Origin of the sequence: Sphingobacterium detergens, from assembly GCF_003610355.1 — a bacterium.
GTDB classification, from domain to species: Bacteria; Bacteroidota; Bacteroidia; order Sphingobacteriales; family Sphingobacteriaceae; genus Sphingobacterium; species Sphingobacterium detergens.
In genome coordinates this window covers 336,909-355,965 of the sequence record NZ_RAPY01000001.1, presented here as the reverse complement: position 1 = coordinate 355,965, position 19,057 = coordinate 336,909, and the positions used below count along the sequence as shown (strand labels likewise).

The following is a 19,057-nucleotide window of genomic DNA, read 5'->3' as shown; positions in this document are numbered from 1 at the left end:
TGCTTTATTTTCCACTACAAATACGCTGCCTACCTTTAACCAAAGATTTATTATACAAATTAAAATTTTAAAATTATGGCACTTACAACAAGAATCAATGCAGATGATGTTGCATTTTTACTAATCGACCACCAGAGTGGTCTATTCCAAACAGTCAAAGATATCGAAGTACCTACATTAAGAAACAATGTCGTGGCACTAGCCCAAATTGCCGCAATAGAAAATATTCCGGTCATCACTACCGCATCAGAACCCAAAGGCCCCAATGGACCATTAATGCCCGAAATCCACGAAAATGCGCCACAGGCTGTATATGTTGGTCGTACTGGAGAGGTTAATGCCTGGGATACTCCGGCTTTTGTTCAAGCAGTGAAGAATACCGGGAAGAAAAAATTAGTGATTGCGGGAGTACTGACCAGTGTCTGTGTTGCCTTCCCTGCTATTTCAGCGATCGCCGAAGGTTATGAGGTATTTGCGGTCATTGATGCCTCTGGTGATATGAGCCCGCTATCGACTCAGGTAACTCTTGCAAGACTACAGCTGGCAGGAGTTATCCCAATCACAACTACCGCTGTTATCAGTGAAGTATTAAAAAGCTGGCAACACAAGGATGCTGCGAAATATGCCAAAGCACTTTCCATGGTCATGCCAAATTACCAGGCCTTGATTGAAAGTTACTACAAAGCGCAGGAAGTTGCACTTGAGAATAAATAATAACCACACATTAGACTGTCGTAAAAATTACGGCAGTCTAAATAAAAAAAGACTAATCTCACGACTAGTCTTCCTATGAAACAACAAATTTAAGTGCTTATGTCGTCTCGAAGATAAGTCTTATTTAGAATAATTACAAATAATAATTTATTTATTCAATCATTAAGATTATCGAAATTGCTTTGGTTTCATTTGGCAAGCAGCCTGTTCCGCAATTTCCACGATCCGTTTGTTTCGGGTTTCAGGACGCTTCGCTAACGCAATCCATTGCAGCAACATTTTTTTTGCTGATTTACTCAAACCGGCAAAGAATGCTTCAGCCTCGGGATAGCTCTTCAATGCACTGTCCAGATCTTCCGGAATAAACAGTTCCTCTACACTATCGAGAGCGGACCACGAGCCGTTTTCCTGGGCCAATCTGATTACTTCCAGTCCTGCTGGAGTCATCTGTCCATTCGCAATAAGCTTCACTATTTTTTCCTTGTTGACCCTAGACCAAGTTCCCTTGGACTTACGTCTGCTGAATAACTGCTTAAAAGAGCCTTTCTGAATTGTTTTTCTTGTACTATCAATCCAGCCGAAACACAATGCTTCATCCACCAATTCACTCCAGGCTACAGCCGGCTGCCCCGAATTCTTTGTATGACAGATAATCCACACGGATTTCTCCACAAGATGGTTATCCATTAGCCACTGCCGCCATTCCGCCTGTGTGTGAATACTGATGGACTGCACTTCCTTTACCTGATGTATCTTATTCATTTGTAGTTTATTTATTATTTCCGGATCTCGACGGGATTATCCCCACAGAAATATTTCTACAGGGTTCAGCATTTTACTGCATTATCAACCCGCCCCCCTATTATTGGTATATAAAATTAGTAAAACAAAAGACAACAGTTTGTCAGTACGGAATAATTCTACAGGATTACCTCGGAGATGAATCGCTTTAGATGGGGAGTTTAGTCAATTTAGATACCGCAAAAAAGCAGGTAAAGCCTTGTTTTTTCTATCCAAATTAATATTATATTTAATAAACCGATTATTGATGGTTTTCCAGAGAAATAACAAGATACCGTCTAAAACTGAGCATTATGAAAAATATTAAAATTGAGATTAAATGGGCTATTTTTTTCACACTTATGACTTTAGTGTGGATGCTATTAGAAAAAGTGTGTGGGCTCCATGGCAAGTATATTGACTATCACCTTTACCTGACCAATCTTTTTGCTATACCGGCAATCCTATTTATGGTACTGGCACTGAAAGATAAGAAGAAAAATTTCTACAACGGTAATATGAGCTATATCCGGGGATTAATTTCGGGCTTAGTGCTTTCTGCTATTATCGCTTTATTAAGTCCACTGACACAATGGATTATTTCTTATGTCATCAGTCCGGAGTATTTCCCCAACGTCATCAAGCGATCGGTCGAAATAGGTTATTATAAAACAACAGCCGAAGCGGAAGCAAATTTCAACTATAAGAATTATGCCATTAATTCTACTATTTTTGCTTTCATTTTCGGTGCTGTCACCACAGCGATCGCGATGATTTTTATACGTACAAAAAAGTGATCCCCTACCCAGAAGTTTTAAATGTCTGACTAAAGTTGGATAACAAAAATTTATAGGGAAGTATCACTTTTCAATTGGGAGTACAAGAAATTAATGGACAGATTTATAACGAGGGTCATCAAGACAAAAAAGAAGCAATCCTTAACTTTTAGAGCAAGTCTATTCTTCCAAACCGAGCTAACTTTTCGGCCCATTTTTCACTGTATGAATTTTTTAAGTTATGCAACTCTCCCATTGCCGAAGTTCGCACCGGAGAAATATGACACCTTTCAAAAACATCCTTCTTGATGCTCATAAAGTTTGTTTTCTTAAACTGACTATATTCATGAAAAAGCTCATTATCCAATATACTGACAATACGTGCAGATTTCCCATAAAAGTTATTGTCAATGCGATTAGGGTCTAAGTTGCTCTGATTGGACAGGAATAAACGATCAAAAAATCCTCTTATTTTAGAAGGTATATAAGAGCGATAGACTGGACAAAATAAGACAATATGTTTGGCCCAATGTAGCTCACGCAGTGCATCCTGAAGATCAATCTCTAATGGACTTGAGTAGATGGACGGAAGTTTGATATTATAATTAAAAAGCAAGTCAACGATTTTCAGATCATGCACAATACCATCGGCTTGGTAAACACCAGCGCGGTAAGCATCCATCAAAAAATCAGTGGACGCTGTTTTAAAGAGGTCTCCGTTGATTAACAATACGTTCTTCATCTTCTGCTAACATAAGCAAAAAAATAAAGATTCAAAGGCCTTACTTATTAAAATAATAAATATGTTAATCTAACAAAGACCAAGTACGTCTTGTCTGCACTTCCTGAACAACCTTCTGCTCCGCAACAACAATATTTTCCCGTCGCTGACCGATATATTCCAATGTCGCTAATTTGCCCCATAGCGATACCATAACATCCATAAAATCAGCAACACAGCTCATGGCCTCAGCAATCTCAAAATGATTATACCGCATTTCAATGAGATTGGATAGGCGTTCCTCAAAATTACCTGGTGTCACATCTTTCCATTCATAGAAATATTTAAGCATTTCTTCCCGTTCAGCAGGTTCAACTAAACGTACAGCATTGAAAAATACATGGGCAAAATCAGAAAAATATTTTAACAGATATATTGGTGCCCGTTGTGGGAGAACAGATCTATATTCAAAAAATGTCGTAGCCATATATTCCAAGATCTTTTCAGTAATAAAGCGGATATTCAGCCCCAATTCTGTGATTTTAGGTCTGTTAACTGTTTTATCCATGATCTTATAGGCAGCCGTTTGAAATTCATTCAGCAAGCGATAGAAGCGATTGTGATAATCCATCAATAGCGGATGACTCTCGACGTAGATACTTGGAATAATGTATTGCTGTATCAATATGGTCTCCTGTGCTTCTTGAAACAACTTACCAATCGGCAGAAATGATCCTGTCACTTGCCTTTGATTGATATCAGATTTACTCACAATATCGATTGTATACTCCTTTTTAACATAGGGATAACGGAGCGGAGACTCTTCCGGATTAGGTTCGCCAAAAGCTGATCTTTTAAAGGGATTAACATGTAAAACTACATAATGCTCGCCGAGGGCCAATTTAGAAACATCCATATAGGCACTGAAACTTGCTTCAACTGCTCCTTGCTGATATGCTATGTTGATTCGGTTACCATCGCTGGTCACCGCATTACAAAATCGAACTTCAACTTCTAGATAACTTGTCGTTTTTTTGATAAGCGATATATCGTATGAACGTTCATATCCTGCGAAAGCTGGTAATAAACCAAAATTAGTACCATTCAGCCCCACCGAAATGCTATCGCGTACGAGATCCTGCGTAAAAAGATCCGTATGAACAAAATCCCCGCTGGAAAGTTTCATACCATCAATCCAGTTGATGCCTTCGTAATTTAATGGTTTTTGCATATCCTTCTTTGTTATCCTATTGTTTCTGAAACACGCTTAGCGTGTATGGTCATTTTTTCTGTAATCTGATTTCCCGAAATATCCAAACTTGGATCGATATAGACATTTCGCTTGAAAACAGACCGTTTCACAACAAATATCCATTTCTGATATTCTCCGCCAATATCGGCATAGCGAACTGGCGCATTGGGAAATTTACTATTGTAATCTTCAATAAATTTTTGAAACCACAACCCGAAATTCATCTTTTCAGGGGCTTTTACCTTTACACGTAATGGTTCGACATCTTTGCTATCCTTGTATAATTCCAGTTCCAATACCAGCAATTTGTCAAAATCCAGGTGGTCCAAATTAATTTCTTCAGGAAACCGTGGATACTCCCAGACCCGATGGATCTCCATCGGAATAGAAAGCAACGCAATATAAGTCCACCAAAAAAACATTGGCACAAAGAAAATCGAAACGCTAGTTGCTGCCCACCACCCTAATCGGAAAGGACTCATCCAATCAAAAAATAGTTTATAGATATATAATCCGAGCAGTAGCATTATCAACATCACAAAAAATACAAAAACCTTTCTATTTTCTAAGCTATTCAAATCCCATTTGCTCAGCAGATATACCCATAAAACACCGACCCCAAATGCATAGATCATTGTCATGAAATAGCCCCAGGGCATAAATGCAAAACCCAAAAACCCGAAAAAACCAGGCAATGCCAATGCCAATCCTCCCAACAAGATCGAAATGATAAGCTTCTTATTACTCAGAAGACTATTCTTCTTATTCCAGACCGACATTACAATGGCCGAAATAAATACTAATAAAGGCGCAAGGATGTACCTTAAAAAAACTGTTTGAACTTCCATTTCAACTGATGCACTATTCACAAACAAATATACTATCTTTAAACAAAAATTTACAATACTGATCACTCATCTCAGTTAAATTAGCTGATCGAGTTTTAGGGTTCAAGAAATAATTCTTTCAATGAAAAAAAAGGACAGTTTATTTTCAAGCAATAGTATGGTTTCGGATATCAAAGCAAGCCAAAAAGCCGCCGACTTGATTCAGCGCGGTGTTGATCCAGATCACATCATTTTTCGCTGCGCGGGTTCGAGCCGTCGCCCTTTCTCGACAGAAATCCAACAGGTTGACACCTATCTATCTGAAAGCAGCAATGAAGAGTTTGTCCGAATCAACATGAACCGGGAAGGACTTTATGATATGCTTCCAGAAGGTCTCTTTCATACCCTACATGCGGGCAGTGAAATCCTTGACGAAGATGTTATGATTCAGGATGTGCGCAACAAAAGACGCCAAGAACAAAATGCAAGAAAATTCTTCGCTCCATTTGAAAACGAATTATTTTATTTACGTACTCTTTTAGATCAATATGAAAGCCGTCTTGACATGCAGACAAGCCATCAAGAAATGAGTGACCTGCTTTTGTCCAACTGGCCTGAACTACAGAAACTCAATGCACGCCAACGTGTGATCTGGATGCATTTTATTCCTGAAATTCATACCCATAAAAATGATCTCGGCTATGCACAACAGCTCTTGCGCAATCTGCTCAATATCCCCATCGATCTCAAGCTATCAACGCGTGATCGTGTCCTAGATTGGCATGAGATAAATATATCTTCCGGCCTGCTAGGTCATTGTCAGCTTGGAGTTGATAGTTTGACGTCCATGCAATATGAACTTAATGAAACTTATCTCGCGATTCTGATAGGTCCTTCCTATCCCCAACTATTAAAGAACTATTTGCCTAATGCCAAGGATGAATATATTATTCATCTTGTGCTAGACCATCTATTCCCCGTTCAATTAAACGTTCATATTACATATGATCTTCTACCCGAAGTAAAACACAGCTACTTAAGTGACAAACATGGCCACAATCAAAGTATCCTCGGGCATACGTCATACTTATAAAACTAGGCTATTTTACTAATAACCTATAATGCACTTCCATACTGCTGCGTACCTGTAATTTCCCCAGCACTTGGGCTAATAATTCCTTCCATTCCGAGCCTTCTAAATCAAAAGCCAGATCCGGTTCTACATAGATATCCGTTGTCTTTTGAAATCCTCTCCTCGGATCACTGTCCATAACCACTCCAGGCTTTATTTCAATACGTTTTACCACATTGCCAAGCTCAAGCTTGATAAAATTGATGATATCGTTTTTACTGACAATACGATCTCCAGTAGTTACATTGTATTTGAAAGCTTGTAAGCTATCTCGCCGGTTGAGTCTAGAGCGACCACCTTTACTATTGGTCAACAAGACTAGCTGTTCATAATTTTTTGCGGCCCCCAGCTGTAGCTGCAATTGACTGCCAACACTGATTCCGTTTGCCAATTCAGCATGTGTCAGCCACATTTTTGTGAACACGAGATCACCGTCATTTTTGGCGTTCATCACAATATATTGTTTAAACTCATTCTGGCTCAAATGCAGTGCTTTACCCTTTTGCTGGATTAACGCTAGGTTTTTATCCAACTCACGAAGTATAGTATTCAGAAAATCAGCATTATAAGATGCAAATGCCGCTTTCTCATCTCTAATCAACTCAAATAAGTAATCCAATAGGTCTTTCGCTGTCCGACCGTCCAATCGCTCAACACCGCCCTGCCGCACGGTATAAAATCCAGCATCGGCATGTACCCCAGACCGGTTGTAAGGTACTTCGCTATAGCGTTCGCCCTCCTGATCCACGACATCCTCTACCGTGAGCAGCTGTTCAAGTTCGGCAGTTTCTATTGCGACAATATTTTTAAGCGCCTTCACGCGATGTTTGCCTTCAACCAGACGTTTATTAACAACTGGAAACGCATTTATCTGTACATGTAGTTCCTCCAAAAGCTGATTTGGGAGCGAAGTAGGCATATCAATTCTGATCCAGTCCAGATCCTGATCCAGTTTGCTGACGATCTGCGCATCAAAATTAGCCGTAATTCCCTCAGGTATACTTTGTTCCTTTCCAAAACAGGTCTCGTCCAGATCATCATCCAACGTCAAAAAATGCTGTTGGTAGTACCCTTCGATATCTTGGCTCAGATTAAAAAGATAATTTTTACGGCCAAAGAGTTCCTCCTCTGATCGCCAACTTTTCTTTAGAAATCTATTCTGATGATGCTTCACTGGGACTCCATTGAGATACCATTTTCCCAAGTTCAGTACTTTGTACATCTCTCGGTTAACTTGGTAATTTCCCCAGTCAAAATAAAAATTCAACCCTTCAAAAGATTTCATCTTATGCTCCTCCAAGCATTTGATCCCCAAATAGATGGCATGTTCTGTCGTCAGGTGTACCGATTTCCCCAATACTTTTTTCGAGTTGGGCTGCACTTCGTACAATTGGCGGGCCGTAGCCATATAACGGATCTTTCCATGAAACAGATCAACCTCCTCCAAACTTGAAAAATTCATTTCCATCATCTTCTCTCCTTTTGAGCCCCCAGCTGCAATTTTCTTCTTCATGTTCATCTGAAGATAAGGGCTTACACACACCTCATTTTCATTGGGTTGATAAAATAGAATAGCATGAGCGGGAAGCGGAGCGACAAGATAATCCGGTGCCAACAGACGACCGATCTTATCGAAAATTCTGTTTTCAAAATCGTGCACATCATTGGAAACCTGAAAAATCTCACTACTCAGTACCTCCATTAATAGCAGAACTAAGGGATCGAAGTCAAAAACCTTTTGAATCCCCCAAAGTTCTTGTGCTTTCTTGATGATCCTGTTCCGAATCTCCTCTTTGCTCGAATAAAAAATATCGTTCATTTAAATCTCACTATTTAGATAGTGGGCTTAGAAAAAGCGAAGTGCTGAACGCATATCGTTCGCCCGTTTCCACCATCTTTCCTTCCACATAGATCATCACCTTCTTTTTAATTTCAGCCACATTCCGTTTTGGAAAAAAAGTCTCCACCTCAGAAATATTGACCTGTACCGTAACCTGCTGAATACGCCATTCATATCGCGTGATCGAGTCCAGCAACGATTTTCGGAACTTCTCTTCCCAGAGGCTTTCGCTGACAATAAGCTCAAAATCAAGATCCCAGATTGCACAGCCAAAATCGGCGTTGAATCGGTGTTCACCTTTGCGCGTAAATATGATCAGCTCCAGGTAGTTTGAAATGGATCTCCCCAGGTCAGCCTCTTTTAAGCGTTGACTTTGAACCGGAAGGTCCAGCTGCAGTGGTTTATCTAAGTAAAAATCCATTTCAAATCACTTATTGTTGGTTATATTCACTTGCCCAAGTTGTGCTTTCATCCTCCCCTTTATAACCATCAAGTTTTACCATAAAACTTTTTGCCGGAAAATAAGGTGTGATGTGGATGTCCAAGTGAATCTTATCTTTCTGCTGATCATCACGTTCAAAACGCATAATCTTAAATCGTTCAATTAGTCTGTCTGGTCCTTGGATACTGTCCAGAAACTTAACGATCTGTGCACGAAGGTCTTTTTCGGTTTTGGTTGTCCAGTTCTCAAAAGCTCTTCTGTTTAAGAAATCAAACAAGACTTTGGTGACATAATCAAATACACGGACAACCGAATAAGTTTGTAATCCAATATTATCTCCATTGAACAATGTTTTGGCCGAGAAAGCCATTACTTTACCATATTCATTCACCATCGGTACTAGACCGATACGTTCAAGATGGGAGATCTCACTTTTTTTCAAGTCGAATTTTACACCATCGACCTCATTGATTGTACCATGTTTTTTACCAGCAGTCACCTGTGACATCAATGTGTAGTACATTTTCCCCGCCAAAGCAGCAGAGCCTGGTACAGTCAGATCCTCCTCTTCGCCAACAGTGGTATTTTTTTCACGCCCGATCAACCAATTGGTTGTCATAATGACATTCGACTTATAGGCTTCAGCACTGGTATAATTACCTGAAGTAAACAGATCGATGACATCATCAGGTTGATCCAGATCCGCAAAGTCTGTTACCAGCATTGCTTTATTGACATTGGCAATCTTTGCCCAACGGTCCAACACCTTATTGGAACCTAAATAGCCAGGGACCACTAATAGCGAATAATTATCCCGAAGATCCAGACGATCATAATTTTGTTTAAATTCTTCGGAAACATATTCGATAAATCGAGGATTGTCCAGGTCCGTCAGTTGATCCATACTTGCATTCATCAAGACCACGTTGTCCAGTTTATCCGACTCCGTATTTTTGTAGAATAAATGTACCGAACGGTAAGATTGCTCCAGTTCGCGGCTAGCTTCCAATGCCACCCCCAAATTACGATTCAAGGTCTCTTCAGCAACTTTTAATTTTTCAGCACTTTTCTCCACCATTCCAGCAACAGAATCCGAGTTCTCCAAAAGATCCACCCATAACTCCATCTTCTTCTTCAGCTGCTCCCGTTCTTTCTTTTTCTGATCATCACTCAAAAAAATCTGCTTCCGTGCCTTCCTTTCAGGATTCAAATTCTGAATCCCGTCCACAGAGGCTTCCAAAAGATCAAAACCACCGACACGAACCAATTTATCCAAGCTATCTTGCAGGTTTTCTTTCGCTGACCTATCTTTTACTTCTTTATATCCGGCAGCGGTACCCGCTTGCGCCGCTTTTTCTTGTTGTGTATTTGCCATCTGTTTCCTATTTATTTGCTTCCAATTCTGCGATGAAATTTTTTAGCACATTAATAAATGCTTCTTTAGTTTCCGCGTTTTCAATCGCTGATTTCAACGTTTTATTTGACTTCAGCTGTTTGATTACACTCGCAGAAAGATCTTTCTGTACACTAATGTTAGATAAAAAATCGCTTTGTTGCGTTAGATTCTTGGCCGAAAAATCGCCAAGATTTTGAAACTTCAAATTCTCGTTTACTGCCGCTCCATCTTCGTCCTCAAACGATACATCCACATTAGGTTTAAAATGGGCAAAGACATCATCTACTTTCTTTAGTCCTTCAACTTTTTCAGGGCGTAAAGGCTCATTGTCAGTCAGCTTCTGAATAAACATCGTTTTATTGAACGAGATGTCCACAATGGACTCCGAAGTCTCTACTTTTCTTTCGTTTCCACCAATTTCGTACTCAAACATATTTCAAAAAATTAAGTTTATACTTATTTAAATTTTTCCTATTTTATATACAATATAACAAAATATTGGTAAATATTCATTATTTACGCCCGCTATTCCGCTGTCCTAAAACGACATACAGGTTATTTCTGTTTTATATCCCAGATCAATCTTTCTTCCTTTTCATCCCAGTCCACTGTCAACAGATCGCCCCGGTTCAGTTCTCCCGCGATCAGCATTTTGGAAATGGGTCTTCGCAGTTCATTTCTGATTCCTGCAGCAAGTTGTCGTGCACCATATTTAGGTGTAAATCCTTTCAGCGCAATTGCCTTTTTCGCCTCTTCTGTCAATTGCAGTGCTACAGCCTGCTTATCCAATAGTTGGATAAGCTGTCGCAATTGTATATCAAATATCTTCACAACATTACCTTCAGATATCGGTGCAAAAGGCACAATTTCAGATATTCTCGCCAAAAACTCAGGTCTAAAATGAGCGGTCATAATATCCATGAGCTGATTATGTTTTGGAAAGCCCTGCCCTGATTCAATTTGCCCTGCAATCCATTCACTACCGATATTGGAGGTAAACAAGATCAGCGCATTGCTAAAATCACCTTCTTTACCCAAACGATCATGCATAAGCCCCTCATCCAATATTTGAAGAAAAGTATCAAATACCGACGGATGCGCTTTCTCAATTTCATCGAACAATAATACAGAATAGGGCTGCTGTCTAATTTTGTTGACCAATAGTCCACCCTCCTCATAGCCCACATATCCCGGAGGAGCACCATACAGCAATGCGGCACTATGCTCTTCCTTAAATTCGGACATATCAAAACGAATCATTGCTTTTTCATCATTAAATAAAAATTCAGCAATTGATTTAGCGAGCTCCGTTTTTCCCGTTCCAGTCGGTCCCAATAAGAAAAAGGAACCTATCGGCTGACCTTTTTTATTCAGCCCACTTCTTGATTCCAATATCGCTTCGGACACTGCTTTCACAGCCTGATCTTGTCCCACAACACGTTTTTGGAGGTAACTTTCGATCTGTAGCAGCTTTTCCTTTTCTCCAGCCTGCAGTTTACCCATCGGGATCCCTGTTTTATAGGCCATCACCGCCACAATATCCTGTTTAGTCACTGTGTCTGCTAGTTGCTGCGCCTGCTCCTTTAACAAGGGGACAATCCGCGTCAGATATTCATTGTATTGTGCTACGGAGTCAAAATCTTCAAAACTTGTTTCCTCGGTCAGCAAGCCCAACAGAATCGGACTTAACTTATTAAAAAGTACCTCCGTCAGCCATTTGTAATCATTCAAGAGCTGAATCTCATTTTTATGCTGCTGACCCGATTTCAACACTTCAAATTCGTTATCGGCATTTTCAAGAATTTCCAATGAACCACTTTGTGCCAACTTTAAAGCCGCCATACTACGGTCCATGAGGTCAAATGCAGAATCTGGCAGATGCCGATCCTTCATGTAGCGCTTTGCCAGCGTCACGACGACAGGAAGTGCATCCAGCTCGACTTTTAAGCCATGGTGCTGTTCGTATTTATCCAGCACTTTCTCGAGCATCTTGATGGTTTTTTCCTCCGAGGGCTCCGCTACCTGGAGCAGCTCAAAGCGTCGGTTAAATGCCTGTTCAGGTTCGATGATCTTTCGGTATTCATCCAAGGTTGTTGCTCCTATTACCGTGATTTCACCCCTTGCCAATTCGGGCTTCAGCAGATTTCCGGCACCAGAGCCTATCGGTCCTTTATTGTCTAACAACGTATGAATTTCGTCGATAAACAAAATCGCCTTATCAAAACCTTTTATTTCCGTGATAATCTTTTTTAAGCGATCTTCGATTTCCCCCTTGTAACTTGCCCCTGCGATCAAAGCCCCCAGATCCAGTTCGAATAGTTGAGCATCTTTCAACTGTGCCGGCACATTTCCATTCACAATATCAATCGCAAAACCATCTACTAGCGCAGTTTTACCCACCCCAGCTTCACCAGCAATAATAACATTGGGTTTGTTGCGCCGACAGAGGATCTCCATCATCATCCGGATCTCCTTATCCCGCCCCACAATCGGGTCAGATTTACCTTCACGCACCAATTGCAGACGATCTACACAATACTGATGTAATGCTCCCTTTACCGCAGCGCTACTCGTTGTATCGCTGTTTTCATTTCCACCTTTCGAAACAGCCTGACCGATTTGATTCTGATCTACGTAGAGATCATATATTTCTTTCTCCTTGATCGGAAAGGATTTTAATTGATTGACATCAAAAGCAATTCCTGCCTTTGAGATGGCCGTGAGCAAACAGATGGGTGTGATTAAATCAAGCCCGAGTTTGATCCTGACGAGATCAGCCTCATCCAGCAAACGAATGACACCTTCATTTCCTTTTATTTCTTCGGCTGGAACCGCAATATTCGATCGTTCCAACTCGTCCATACGAATTTCGGCCCACTCAGCAATATATTGATCATCTTTATGAATAGACTGAACAAATTGTCGCAAGCCAACATCCTTATGCATCAACGCTTTCAGCAAATGAGCTGGACCAAATTGGTTCTGATGATATTCCTCTGCTAAAGCTTGAGCAATATGAATGGCTAATTTAACGGATTCACTAAAGTTGCTGATCGTCATTTGCTGGTTGTTTGAGGTGCATTGATATTAAAGAAACTACCACGGACACGGTAATATTGCTCCCCATTGGAGAAAAATTTACCTTGATTTTGAGCATACGATCTAGTCATTGCCATCACCTGCTGCAGATAAACAATATAAGCTTCAAAAGTTTCCAGTGTCATTTCCTTCTTATTTTTTAATGCTTCCACTTTCATATCTGTAAATGTATTGTGGATAATAGGAAGCCCTAACATAACTGAAAAATACTTTCCAATGGTCCATTTGTCGACAGCTCCAGCACTATACATTGGCCATTTCTTCTTATAGGCCTCAATGTAATTCTGATACAGTTTCTTTCTGAATGAATTATCATCTTTGACCAAATTATCTCCGGTCATGACAGACAAGGTGCTGTTGAATTCGTTGAACTCCCCCGTATTCAAAACAAGATCAAAATCCAAACCCTTTGTTAATTGGTACTGCAAGTCAGGGCTAAATTTCAGCATAGAAGCAAACTTAAAGGCATTATGTGGCATTGATTCACCGACATCCTGGTTAAACTTGCCGCCTAATGATTTGGCAACACTTGGATTGATGTTGGCATTTTCTATTCCCGTTAGGCGGAAGGCACTATCCAAGCTGTGTATATGTGAGCGTATATCCTCGCGAGTTTCATCCATGAAACGATAAAATGCGACATTGAAACTCTTGTTGTTGAGCGATGAACCGCGGGTTGGAAACACCACTCCCCCCTGGATAAGGCTATTTTTCGGAAAATCCAAGTAATACGATATTGAATCCGTCAGATTAAAATCGTAGGATTGATTTCCGAAAGCCTCTCCTTTAACCAATTGAAATTTACGTCGTTCAGCAGCATAATAAGCTTCGCTAGACACCAATTTTCTCGATTGTACGATGAAATCATTGAATGTCGTCTGCGTGCTATTGTACGCTTGTAACATAACCATCCGACCTTCTACATCCGCAACCCTTCGGGCAATAGACGAGATCTGACTGGGATTGGCACCGCCCAAATTGCCTGTAGATCCTACAATCACAAATAGATTTGTTTGCTTTGCCACATCTTTAACCAAGTTGGTTGCTTCGCCTATGCCTTCAAAAAGAGGTTGTTCAGAATTACCACGATCGCAGTTGCTTGTGATCTTGGATTGCTCCCGTAAGAAGCCCGTCAACTTGCGGAAGTCTTCGGTAAGTTCCATTTTTGCAGTTCGTCCACCACAAGAAGAAGGGTTTCGGAAGACCACACTACCATACTTTATGTTCTGCTTGTTAAAAATCGTTTCAACACTATTTTCAAATCCTTGAATAGTATTCGTCAAGCTCGCAAAGTGGTTGCGCATGGCATTTCCACCATCGATAACAAAAATAATATTGATTTTCGATCTATTTTTAATGAGGTTAATTAACCCAGGGTAAGTCAATTCGGCACCGTTGATCGTCAATAGTTTATTATTAGTCTTATTGAATACGTCAATGGCATAGTTTGTCACGATTCCCGATTCATCTACCGTTTGCACAGGTACGCCCAATAAAGTAATGTTTGCCGTATCGATCAGTGGGTCTATTTTGTAAGGCTCAAGCCCATCGATACGATCTTTATTGATCTTCTCCATAACAACATCAGCTTCTGGAGACTGAAAAGTATAGGGCGCAAAATACAAACGGTGGCCCCAGTTCTGAACAACAGACGAGGATACCCATCCTTTCACATATTTGCCGGCCTCTCTGGGGACAAACTGATCGGCCGAACCGATAAGCAGCTGCTTGCCATCATCCGATTTTTTAAAGACATATACATAATTATGAAGTGCAACTTTCGCTTTTCCATTTTTCAGATCTGGACCATCAAAAACATAAATCGAATCTTTTTTGTCAAAATAATATTGTCCGGCGACCAAAGGTTCAACATCATTAATAATCGTCAATGCCTTATTTGGAAAACGGGTCGCGACATCAACAAAAGAGCGTTGCCATAACAATAATTTATCTTTAGCAATCCATCCCACACTTTCTGCATGTTTTTTGTCTTTCAATTTAAGCCCACGCACCATATTCTCGCTGAAGCGTAACAGCTTTAGATAACCATCTTTTTCTTCCGAAACATAGAATGGCTGCATAAAGGTTAACTTCTCCATCATCAGTGTTCCTCCTGGCGAGGTCGTGGTGTAATTATCATTACGATCAGAAAACACAATCCAAGGAAGATTAGATTTGCCCAGAGATAATTTGGTCGAGGTCGCAGGATTGGGTTCAAGATAAGGCACGGGTAGACCGACAACACTTCCACCAAAGGATGTTGCAGATTGTGCTTTGACAGCATCTGTACCTAGCGCTCCCCATAACAAGCCAAGGCATAAGGTATAAGGCAGGAAATATTTAGCTATACTCATAGTAAGACTTTGCTATTATTTTGATTGTTTAACTTTGATTAATGTAGGACATTCTTTTGTTGCATTTGGTGTCGAAGCACTTTCTACAGTTACCTCATTGATCGTGACACCTTTGGAAAAAGTAAGTCCCATCAGATAGGTGTAGATATCCATTTGCTTCTTTTTCCCGTCCATCTCTACATTTACCTTGACCTTTTCATCTCCACACAGATATTTTGAAAGGATATAATTATACTTTGCATTAAAATCTGCGCCATTTGCAATAGCCTGTATTTTTTCTTTCAGATCATTGAGTGCATCCTGAGCTCCTTTTCCTGGAGTGACAAGCTGGTTGATATCAGCTGTTGGATCGACGATACGTATCGTGTGAAAAACAAATTTTGGGCTCTTATCCGAACGGAGCTGCACCTTATAGATACCAGGTTTTGTATAGGTATAGAGCGCAGATTTACCTATTGCATCCACTTTTCCTGTCTCTCCAAACCACCATTCAAACACTTCGCCAGGACCATTTGCTTCCAGTCGTATCTCCTCCAGTACAATGCCATTGGTCGAACCACTGATAAATAAGGTTGTATCCTGTGCCAAAGAATGAACGACACTGTCTTTCACCGACACAAAAAACTGTTCACGGAGTTTATCGTTTACCGTGAGCCTTAAGACATAGGAGCCTACAGCCGGAAAGCGATAAGTCCCCTGTTGTTTTGTCGATTTATCTCCATTTCCAAACTCCCAAACCCATTTCTTTGCACCATTGGTATTATCTGCATAGATCAGATCCTCATTCAAATAAATTTCAGTCTTGTTTATCTTGGCGCTGATCTTCTCTTCTGCTTTGGTATAGATTTTAAAGAAATATAGCAATCCCGCTAAAATCGCAATGACTAAAAAGATGATGATAAACAAATAGATACGAGGGTTACTCTTGGAAACCTTCTGTACTGACTCTTCTTCAATAAAATTATTATCCATTTAGCTATAATTGATTATTTATATGTATTAACGCGCATTCATCATATTGATGGTCTGCTGCAATTGTTTCCTGTTTACGATGCAATCATCCAGATTTTTAGATATACGGTCTATATCATTTATATTGCCTTTAAGCTCCCGACGGTCAACATAGTAATTCTCATAGAGGACTGCTGCCTGTGCAAATATGCCATATCTGTTGTCGAAACTATTCTGCGCATAAATGGCATTGACATCATTAAATGTTTTTTTAATATCATTTTCAATGAATACAGCCTGCACTGATGGATCAAATCGCTTGATCTGCAAGGAGGCGCTATCCACATAGCGTAAGGCCATTTTTGCGGACTCTTCAAATTTCTGATCATCCTGGATACGCAATGCAAGGTCTTCTTTTGATATTGCAAACCGAGGACCGTCACTATAGAAAAGAACAAAGCCCAATATTGTCATTGCCAGTACAAAAGCTCCCAGCAATAAAAGAAAATGTTCACGTCTTTCAGCTAAACTAAGTTTTATCATATTTTACCTCCCTACAATCGAGCCTTGGTTTACAACTTTGTTAATTTGGTTATTCATTAGGATACAACTTTCGAGCTGCATACGTTTACTTTCAATCAGATTTTTGGTAGAAAATAATGAATCTTGTAAGCGGGAAACTAAAATCACATCTCTATTTAACTGTCGATAAAATTTCAGGCTAGCTCGGCTACTATCTGCCTTTAAACCATCAATTACTCGACTGATATGGCCCGAACTTTTGGCAATTTCATTCTGAAGCACCCGTTTTCTGGCGATAGCTGACATATCCGCATTCCCCTGACCAATATCTCTGAAATATTGATTGATCTGTGCAAATTGTCTATTGATATCCGCCCTCGAATTCATCAGATTTTCGACCTCTTCATACTGCTCTTTCAAGACCACATACTCTTTCTCAGCAGCTTTCAAGTAGAGAAAAAAACTCGATAGTGATACCAGTAAAAGCATCGTAAACAAAATAATAAACTTGCGATAAGCCGCACTTATTTCCTTTTGGTTTATTGGTTTCATAATTTCAATACTCCTTTTTCTAAAACTATCGCAATCATATATTCCAGCATTTGGATAATTAAAACAGATCAAAATAAACCTAGTGGCACAAGCATTAATCTATTCAATATATGAACTAACGTTAGTATGATACTTCAAAATACTTCGTTGAACGTAAAAGCAAAAAACAGGCCACAAATAGGTAATTATTTATACTAGACACCTGATTTAGCATATTGTAATACTGCAACGGAGAACTACAATACCTGCTTTTCCTTTTGATCACTCAAGCTAAAATGCTCAAAAAGCATAGCGATAAAACATTAATAATCAAAATCATATTCCTCAAAAAACATTCCTGCGGCACTTTGCGTATAATATCTTAAAACAGGTAAAAAAAGACAAGTTTCAATCCTTGTGTTAATTTATTATTATTATTTAAGCGGTGATTTTTTCTCATCATCTTCTTGCTTCTTCATATATCACCGCTGCCTTTTTTCTCCTAACGTTGAGAAACACCTCGCTGCTGCAACAAAATCAATGTAATATTAAGATATTGGCTGCTAGGAACAAACAACGGTTTAAAATCCGTCACATATCATCTTAAATCCGTTGGATATTTCCTTAAATTCGTATCAGCCCCCAACATCGGATGAAGATTGCTATAAAAAAGCCCAACAAATATGCAGGGCTCCCTTAAAACAGTAATTTCATCTATACTATCCTTGTAAGATATTTTTAATAGATCAGCTAAAAAAAATTGAGTTCACTACCAAATCTCAAATGTATCTTTTCCTTTGGGGATATAAAGCAATATCCGCAGAAAGCGCACGCGAACGCCACCCTCCTCGGCGTTATATTTTCCCCAGATGGAAGACCGCCCCCGTAGTCTTGTATCGGTCGAACGATGTTCCAAACAAACCAGTTTACCATCGCCATAGATTTTCATCGCATAATTTTCCAATGGCTCGAGCTTAAAAGATGGGGTATCAAAATAGAATAAATCGTCCTTACCATTTTCTTTTAAATGTTCAGGCGTATAGTATTCTGACTGTAGTTGTCTCATATCACTATTGAACACCAATGAAAAATACTGATCCTTATTTTTCTCGCCTACTAACTTTCCAAAATATTTGTAGGCTTCCACCGCTTTCTCTTCCAATACCTCTTTGTCCATGGTCCTCAAATCTACGGCTGCATCGAGTGAAGGAGATTGTTCGTAGGGCACGTTGGCATTGAACTCGACAGTATATTCATAGTAGGGTAAGCCAGCTCCAATAAATGTTTTGCCGTCCTCCTTCTTTGGATTTACATGTTCAAGCACCTTGACCTGTTTATCAAAACTCGTCAGCGTGTCTGCATTATCCCTCGAATAAAGTGTTAAATTAAATCGAGTATATGGCGTCAATTCTTTAAATCCTTCACCTTGTTCACGCTCGTTATGTGGATAAAGCCGGTATGTAAGTTTCTGTTTACCTGATTTCGCAATAAAATTGTTTAATAACACAGGCGACATTATCCCCCCATCCTGAAAATAGCGAAATGCTGGAATATCATTTACCAATATCTCAAAAAAACACTGCTCATGATCCATATAAACATAGTATAAAGGTTCTTTTGGAAAATGTTTGATCATCTTTTCTTTTATAGACAGGGCATTCCCCGCTGTGATTGCTGTTGGATTTGATTCGGTTATGGGTGCTTTTATCATTTTATTAGT

The 19,057-nt window shown here is 39.7% G+C and carries 17 protein-coding genes; 3 read left to right on the top strand and 14 right to left on the bottom strand.

All coding sequences use genetic code 11. The features are described 5' to 3' along the window. Window positions 1–75: 75 nt before the first annotated feature. On the top strand, window positions 76–714 hold the full coding sequence (locus DFQ12_RS01500; protein ID WP_120257263.1) for an isochorismatase family protein: 639 nt from the start codon (window positions 76–78) through the stop codon (window positions 712–714). 168 nt (window positions 715–882) lie between these two features. Here the strand turns inward: DFQ12_RS01500 and DFQ12_RS01495 are convergent, their stop codons facing one another. Next, window positions 883–1,476, bottom strand: a complete 594-nt coding sequence (locus tag DFQ12_RS01495) for a YdeI/OmpD-associated family protein (protein WP_120257262.1) — start codon at window positions 1,474–1,476, stop codon at window positions 883–885. A gap of 332 nt (window positions 1,477–1,808) precedes the next feature. Here DFQ12_RS01495 and DFQ12_RS01490 point away from each other — a divergent pair, with 332 nt between their 5' ends. Beyond that, window positions 1,809–2,291: a DUF4199 domain-containing protein gene (locus DFQ12_RS01490; RefSeq protein ID WP_120257261.1), complete on the top strand. Its 483-nt coding sequence runs from the start codon at window positions 1,809–1,811 to the stop codon at window positions 2,289–2,291. A 148-nt stretch (window positions 2,292–2,439) separates the two neighbouring features. Here DFQ12_RS01490 and DFQ12_RS01485 read toward each other — a convergent pair whose 3' ends face one another. The 3 genes from DFQ12_RS01485 to DFQ12_RS01475 form a co-directional block, all read right to left on the bottom strand. Continuing rightward, window positions 2,440–3,012, bottom strand: coding sequence for an NAD(P)H-dependent oxidoreductase (locus DFQ12_RS01485; protein ID WP_120257260.1), 573 nt, complete (start codon window positions 3,010–3,012; stop codon window positions 2,440–2,442). A 64-nt stretch (window positions 3,013–3,076) separates the two neighbouring features. Then, entirely contained in the window at window positions 3,077–4,222 is a 1,146-nt protein-coding gene (locus tag DFQ12_RS01480; protein WP_120257259.1) for a hypothetical protein, read from the bottom strand. Window positions 4,223–4,233: 11 nt separating this feature from the next. Continuing rightward, window positions 4,234–5,091 (bottom strand): TssN family type VI secretion system protein, encoded by an 858-nt coding sequence (locus DFQ12_RS01475; protein WP_120257258.1) that lies wholly within the window; start codon window positions 5,089–5,091, stop codon window positions 4,234–4,236. 121 nt (window positions 5,092–5,212) lie between these two features. Between DFQ12_RS01475 and DFQ12_RS01470 the strand changes: the two genes are divergently transcribed. Next, window positions 5,213–6,163, top strand: a complete 951-nt coding sequence (locus DFQ12_RS01470) for a hypothetical protein (RefSeq protein ID WP_120257257.1) — start codon at window positions 5,213–5,215, stop codon at window positions 6,161–6,163. Between the two features lie 7 nt (window positions 6,164–6,170). Here DFQ12_RS01470 and DFQ12_RS01465 read toward each other — a convergent pair whose 3' ends face one another. From DFQ12_RS01465 to DFQ12_RS01420, 10 genes are all read right to left on the bottom strand, one after another. Next, the gene (locus tag DFQ12_RS01465; RefSeq protein WP_120257256.1) at window positions 6,171–8,021 is read right to left on the bottom strand and encodes a type VI secretion system baseplate subunit TssF; all 1,851 of its coding nucleotides are present in this window, start codon (window positions 8,019–8,021) and stop codon (window positions 6,171–6,173) included. Window positions 8,022–8,031: 10 nt separating this feature from the next. Next, window positions 8,032–8,463: a GPW/gp25 family protein gene (locus DFQ12_RS01460; protein ID WP_120257255.1), complete on the bottom strand. Its 432-nt coding sequence runs from the start codon at window positions 8,461–8,463 to the stop codon at window positions 8,032–8,034. A 10-nt stretch (window positions 8,464–8,473) separates the two neighbouring features. Beyond that, on the bottom strand, window positions 8,474–9,859 hold the full coding sequence (locus DFQ12_RS01455) for a DUF5458 family protein (protein ID WP_120257254.1): 1,386 nt from the start codon (window positions 9,857–9,859) through the stop codon (window positions 8,474–8,476). 7 nt (window positions 9,860–9,866) lie between these two features. Then, entirely contained in the window at window positions 9,867–10,313 is a 447-nt protein-coding gene (locus DFQ12_RS01450; RefSeq protein WP_120257253.1) for a type VI secretion system contractile sheath small subunit, read from the bottom strand. 122 nt (window positions 10,314–10,435) lie between these two features. Continuing rightward, window positions 10,436–12,940: an ATP-dependent Clp protease ATP-binding subunit gene (locus tag DFQ12_RS01445; RefSeq protein WP_120257252.1), complete on the bottom strand. Its 2,505-nt coding sequence runs from the start codon at window positions 12,938–12,940 to the stop codon at window positions 10,436–10,438. After that, window positions 12,937–15,333, bottom strand: coding sequence for a type VI secretion system protein TssR domain-containing protein (gene tssR, locus DFQ12_RS01440; RefSeq protein WP_120257251.1), 2,397 nt, complete (start codon window positions 15,331–15,333; stop codon window positions 12,937–12,939). Before tssR ends, DFQ12_RS01445 begins: the two co-directional genes overlap by 4 nt. Window positions 15,334–15,348: 15 nt before the next feature. Further along, window positions 15,349–16,305 carry a PKD domain-containing protein gene (locus DFQ12_RS01435; protein ID WP_120257250.1) on the bottom strand — a complete coding sequence of 319 codons (957 nt, stop codon included), beginning with the start codon at window positions 16,303–16,305 and terminating at the stop codon, window positions 15,349–15,351. Between the two features lie 27 nt (window positions 16,306–16,332). Continuing rightward, window positions 16,333–16,827: a type VI secretion system TssO gene (gene tssO, locus DFQ12_RS01430; RefSeq protein WP_120257249.1), complete on the bottom strand. Its 495-nt coding sequence runs from the start codon at window positions 16,825–16,827 to the stop codon at window positions 16,333–16,335. Between the two features lie 3 nt (window positions 16,828–16,830). Further along, the gene (locus DFQ12_RS01425; RefSeq protein WP_120257248.1) at window positions 16,831–17,358 is read right to left on the bottom strand and encodes a hypothetical protein; all 528 of its coding nucleotides are present in this window, start codon (window positions 17,356–17,358) and stop codon (window positions 16,831–16,833) included. A 748-nt stretch (window positions 17,359–18,106) separates the two neighbouring features. Continuing rightward, a complete protein-coding gene (locus tag DFQ12_RS01420) occupies window positions 18,107–19,048 on the bottom strand; it encodes a hypothetical protein (RefSeq protein ID WP_120257247.1) in 942 nt (313 codons plus the stop codon). Between the last annotated feature and the right edge of the window lie 9 nt (window positions 19,049–19,057).

Coding starts and splice junctions, on each gene's coding strand:
- DFQ12_RS01500 (WP_120257263.1), top strand. CDS start 76: ATGGCACTTACAACAAGAATCAATGCAGATGATGTTGCATTTTTACTA.
- DFQ12_RS01495 (WP_120257262.1), bottom strand. CDS start 1,476: ATGAATAAGATACATCAGGTAAAGGAAGTGCAGTCCATCAGTATTCAC.
- DFQ12_RS01490 (WP_120257261.1), top strand. CDS start 1,809: ATGAAAAATATTAAAATTGAGATTAAATGGGCTATTTTTTTCACACTT.
- DFQ12_RS01485 (WP_120257260.1), bottom strand. CDS start 3,012: ATGAAGAACGTATTGTTAATCAACGGAGACCTCTTTAAAACAGCGTCC.
- DFQ12_RS01480 (WP_120257259.1), bottom strand. CDS start 4,222: ATGCAAAAACCATTAAATTACGAAGGCATCAACTGGATTGATGGTATG.
- DFQ12_RS01475 (WP_120257258.1), bottom strand. CDS start 5,091: ATGGAAGTTCAAACAGTTTTTTTAAGGTACATCCTTGCGCCTTTATTA.
- DFQ12_RS01470 (WP_120257257.1), top strand. CDS start 5,213: ATGAAAAAAAAGGACAGTTTATTTTCAAGCAATAGTATGGTTTCGGAT.
- DFQ12_RS01465 (WP_120257256.1), bottom strand. CDS start 8,021: ATGAACGATATTTTTTATTCGAGCAAAGAGGAGATTCGGAACAGGATC.
- DFQ12_RS01460 (WP_120257255.1), bottom strand. CDS start 8,463: ATGGATTTTTACTTAGATAAACCACTGCAGCTGGACCTTCCGGTTCAA.
- DFQ12_RS01455 (WP_120257254.1), bottom strand. CDS start 9,859: ATGGCAAATACACAACAAGAAAAAGCGGCGCAAGCGGGTACCGCTGCC.
- DFQ12_RS01450 (WP_120257253.1), bottom strand. CDS start 10,313: ATGTTTGAGTACGAAATTGGTGGAAACGAAAGAAAAGTAGAGACTTCG.
- DFQ12_RS01445 (WP_120257252.1), bottom strand. CDS start 12,940: ATGACGATCAGCAACTTTAGTGAATCCGTTAAATTAGCCATTCATATT.
- tssR (WP_120257251.1), bottom strand. CDS start 15,333: ATGAGTATAGCTAAATATTTCCTGCCTTATACCTTATGCCTTGGCTTG.
- DFQ12_RS01435 (WP_120257250.1), bottom strand. CDS start 16,305: ATGGATAATAATTTTATTGAAGAAGAGTCAGTACAGAAGGTTTCCAAG.
- tssO (WP_120257249.1), bottom strand. CDS start 16,827: ATGATAAAACTTAGTTTAGCTGAAAGACGTGAACATTTTCTTTTATTG.
- DFQ12_RS01425 (WP_120257248.1), bottom strand. CDS start 17,358: ATGAAACCAATAAACCAAAAGGAAATAAGTGCGGCTTATCGCAAGTTT.
- DFQ12_RS01420 (WP_120257247.1), bottom strand. CDS start 19,048: ATGATAAAAGCACCCATAACCGAATCAAATCCAACAGCAATCACAGCG.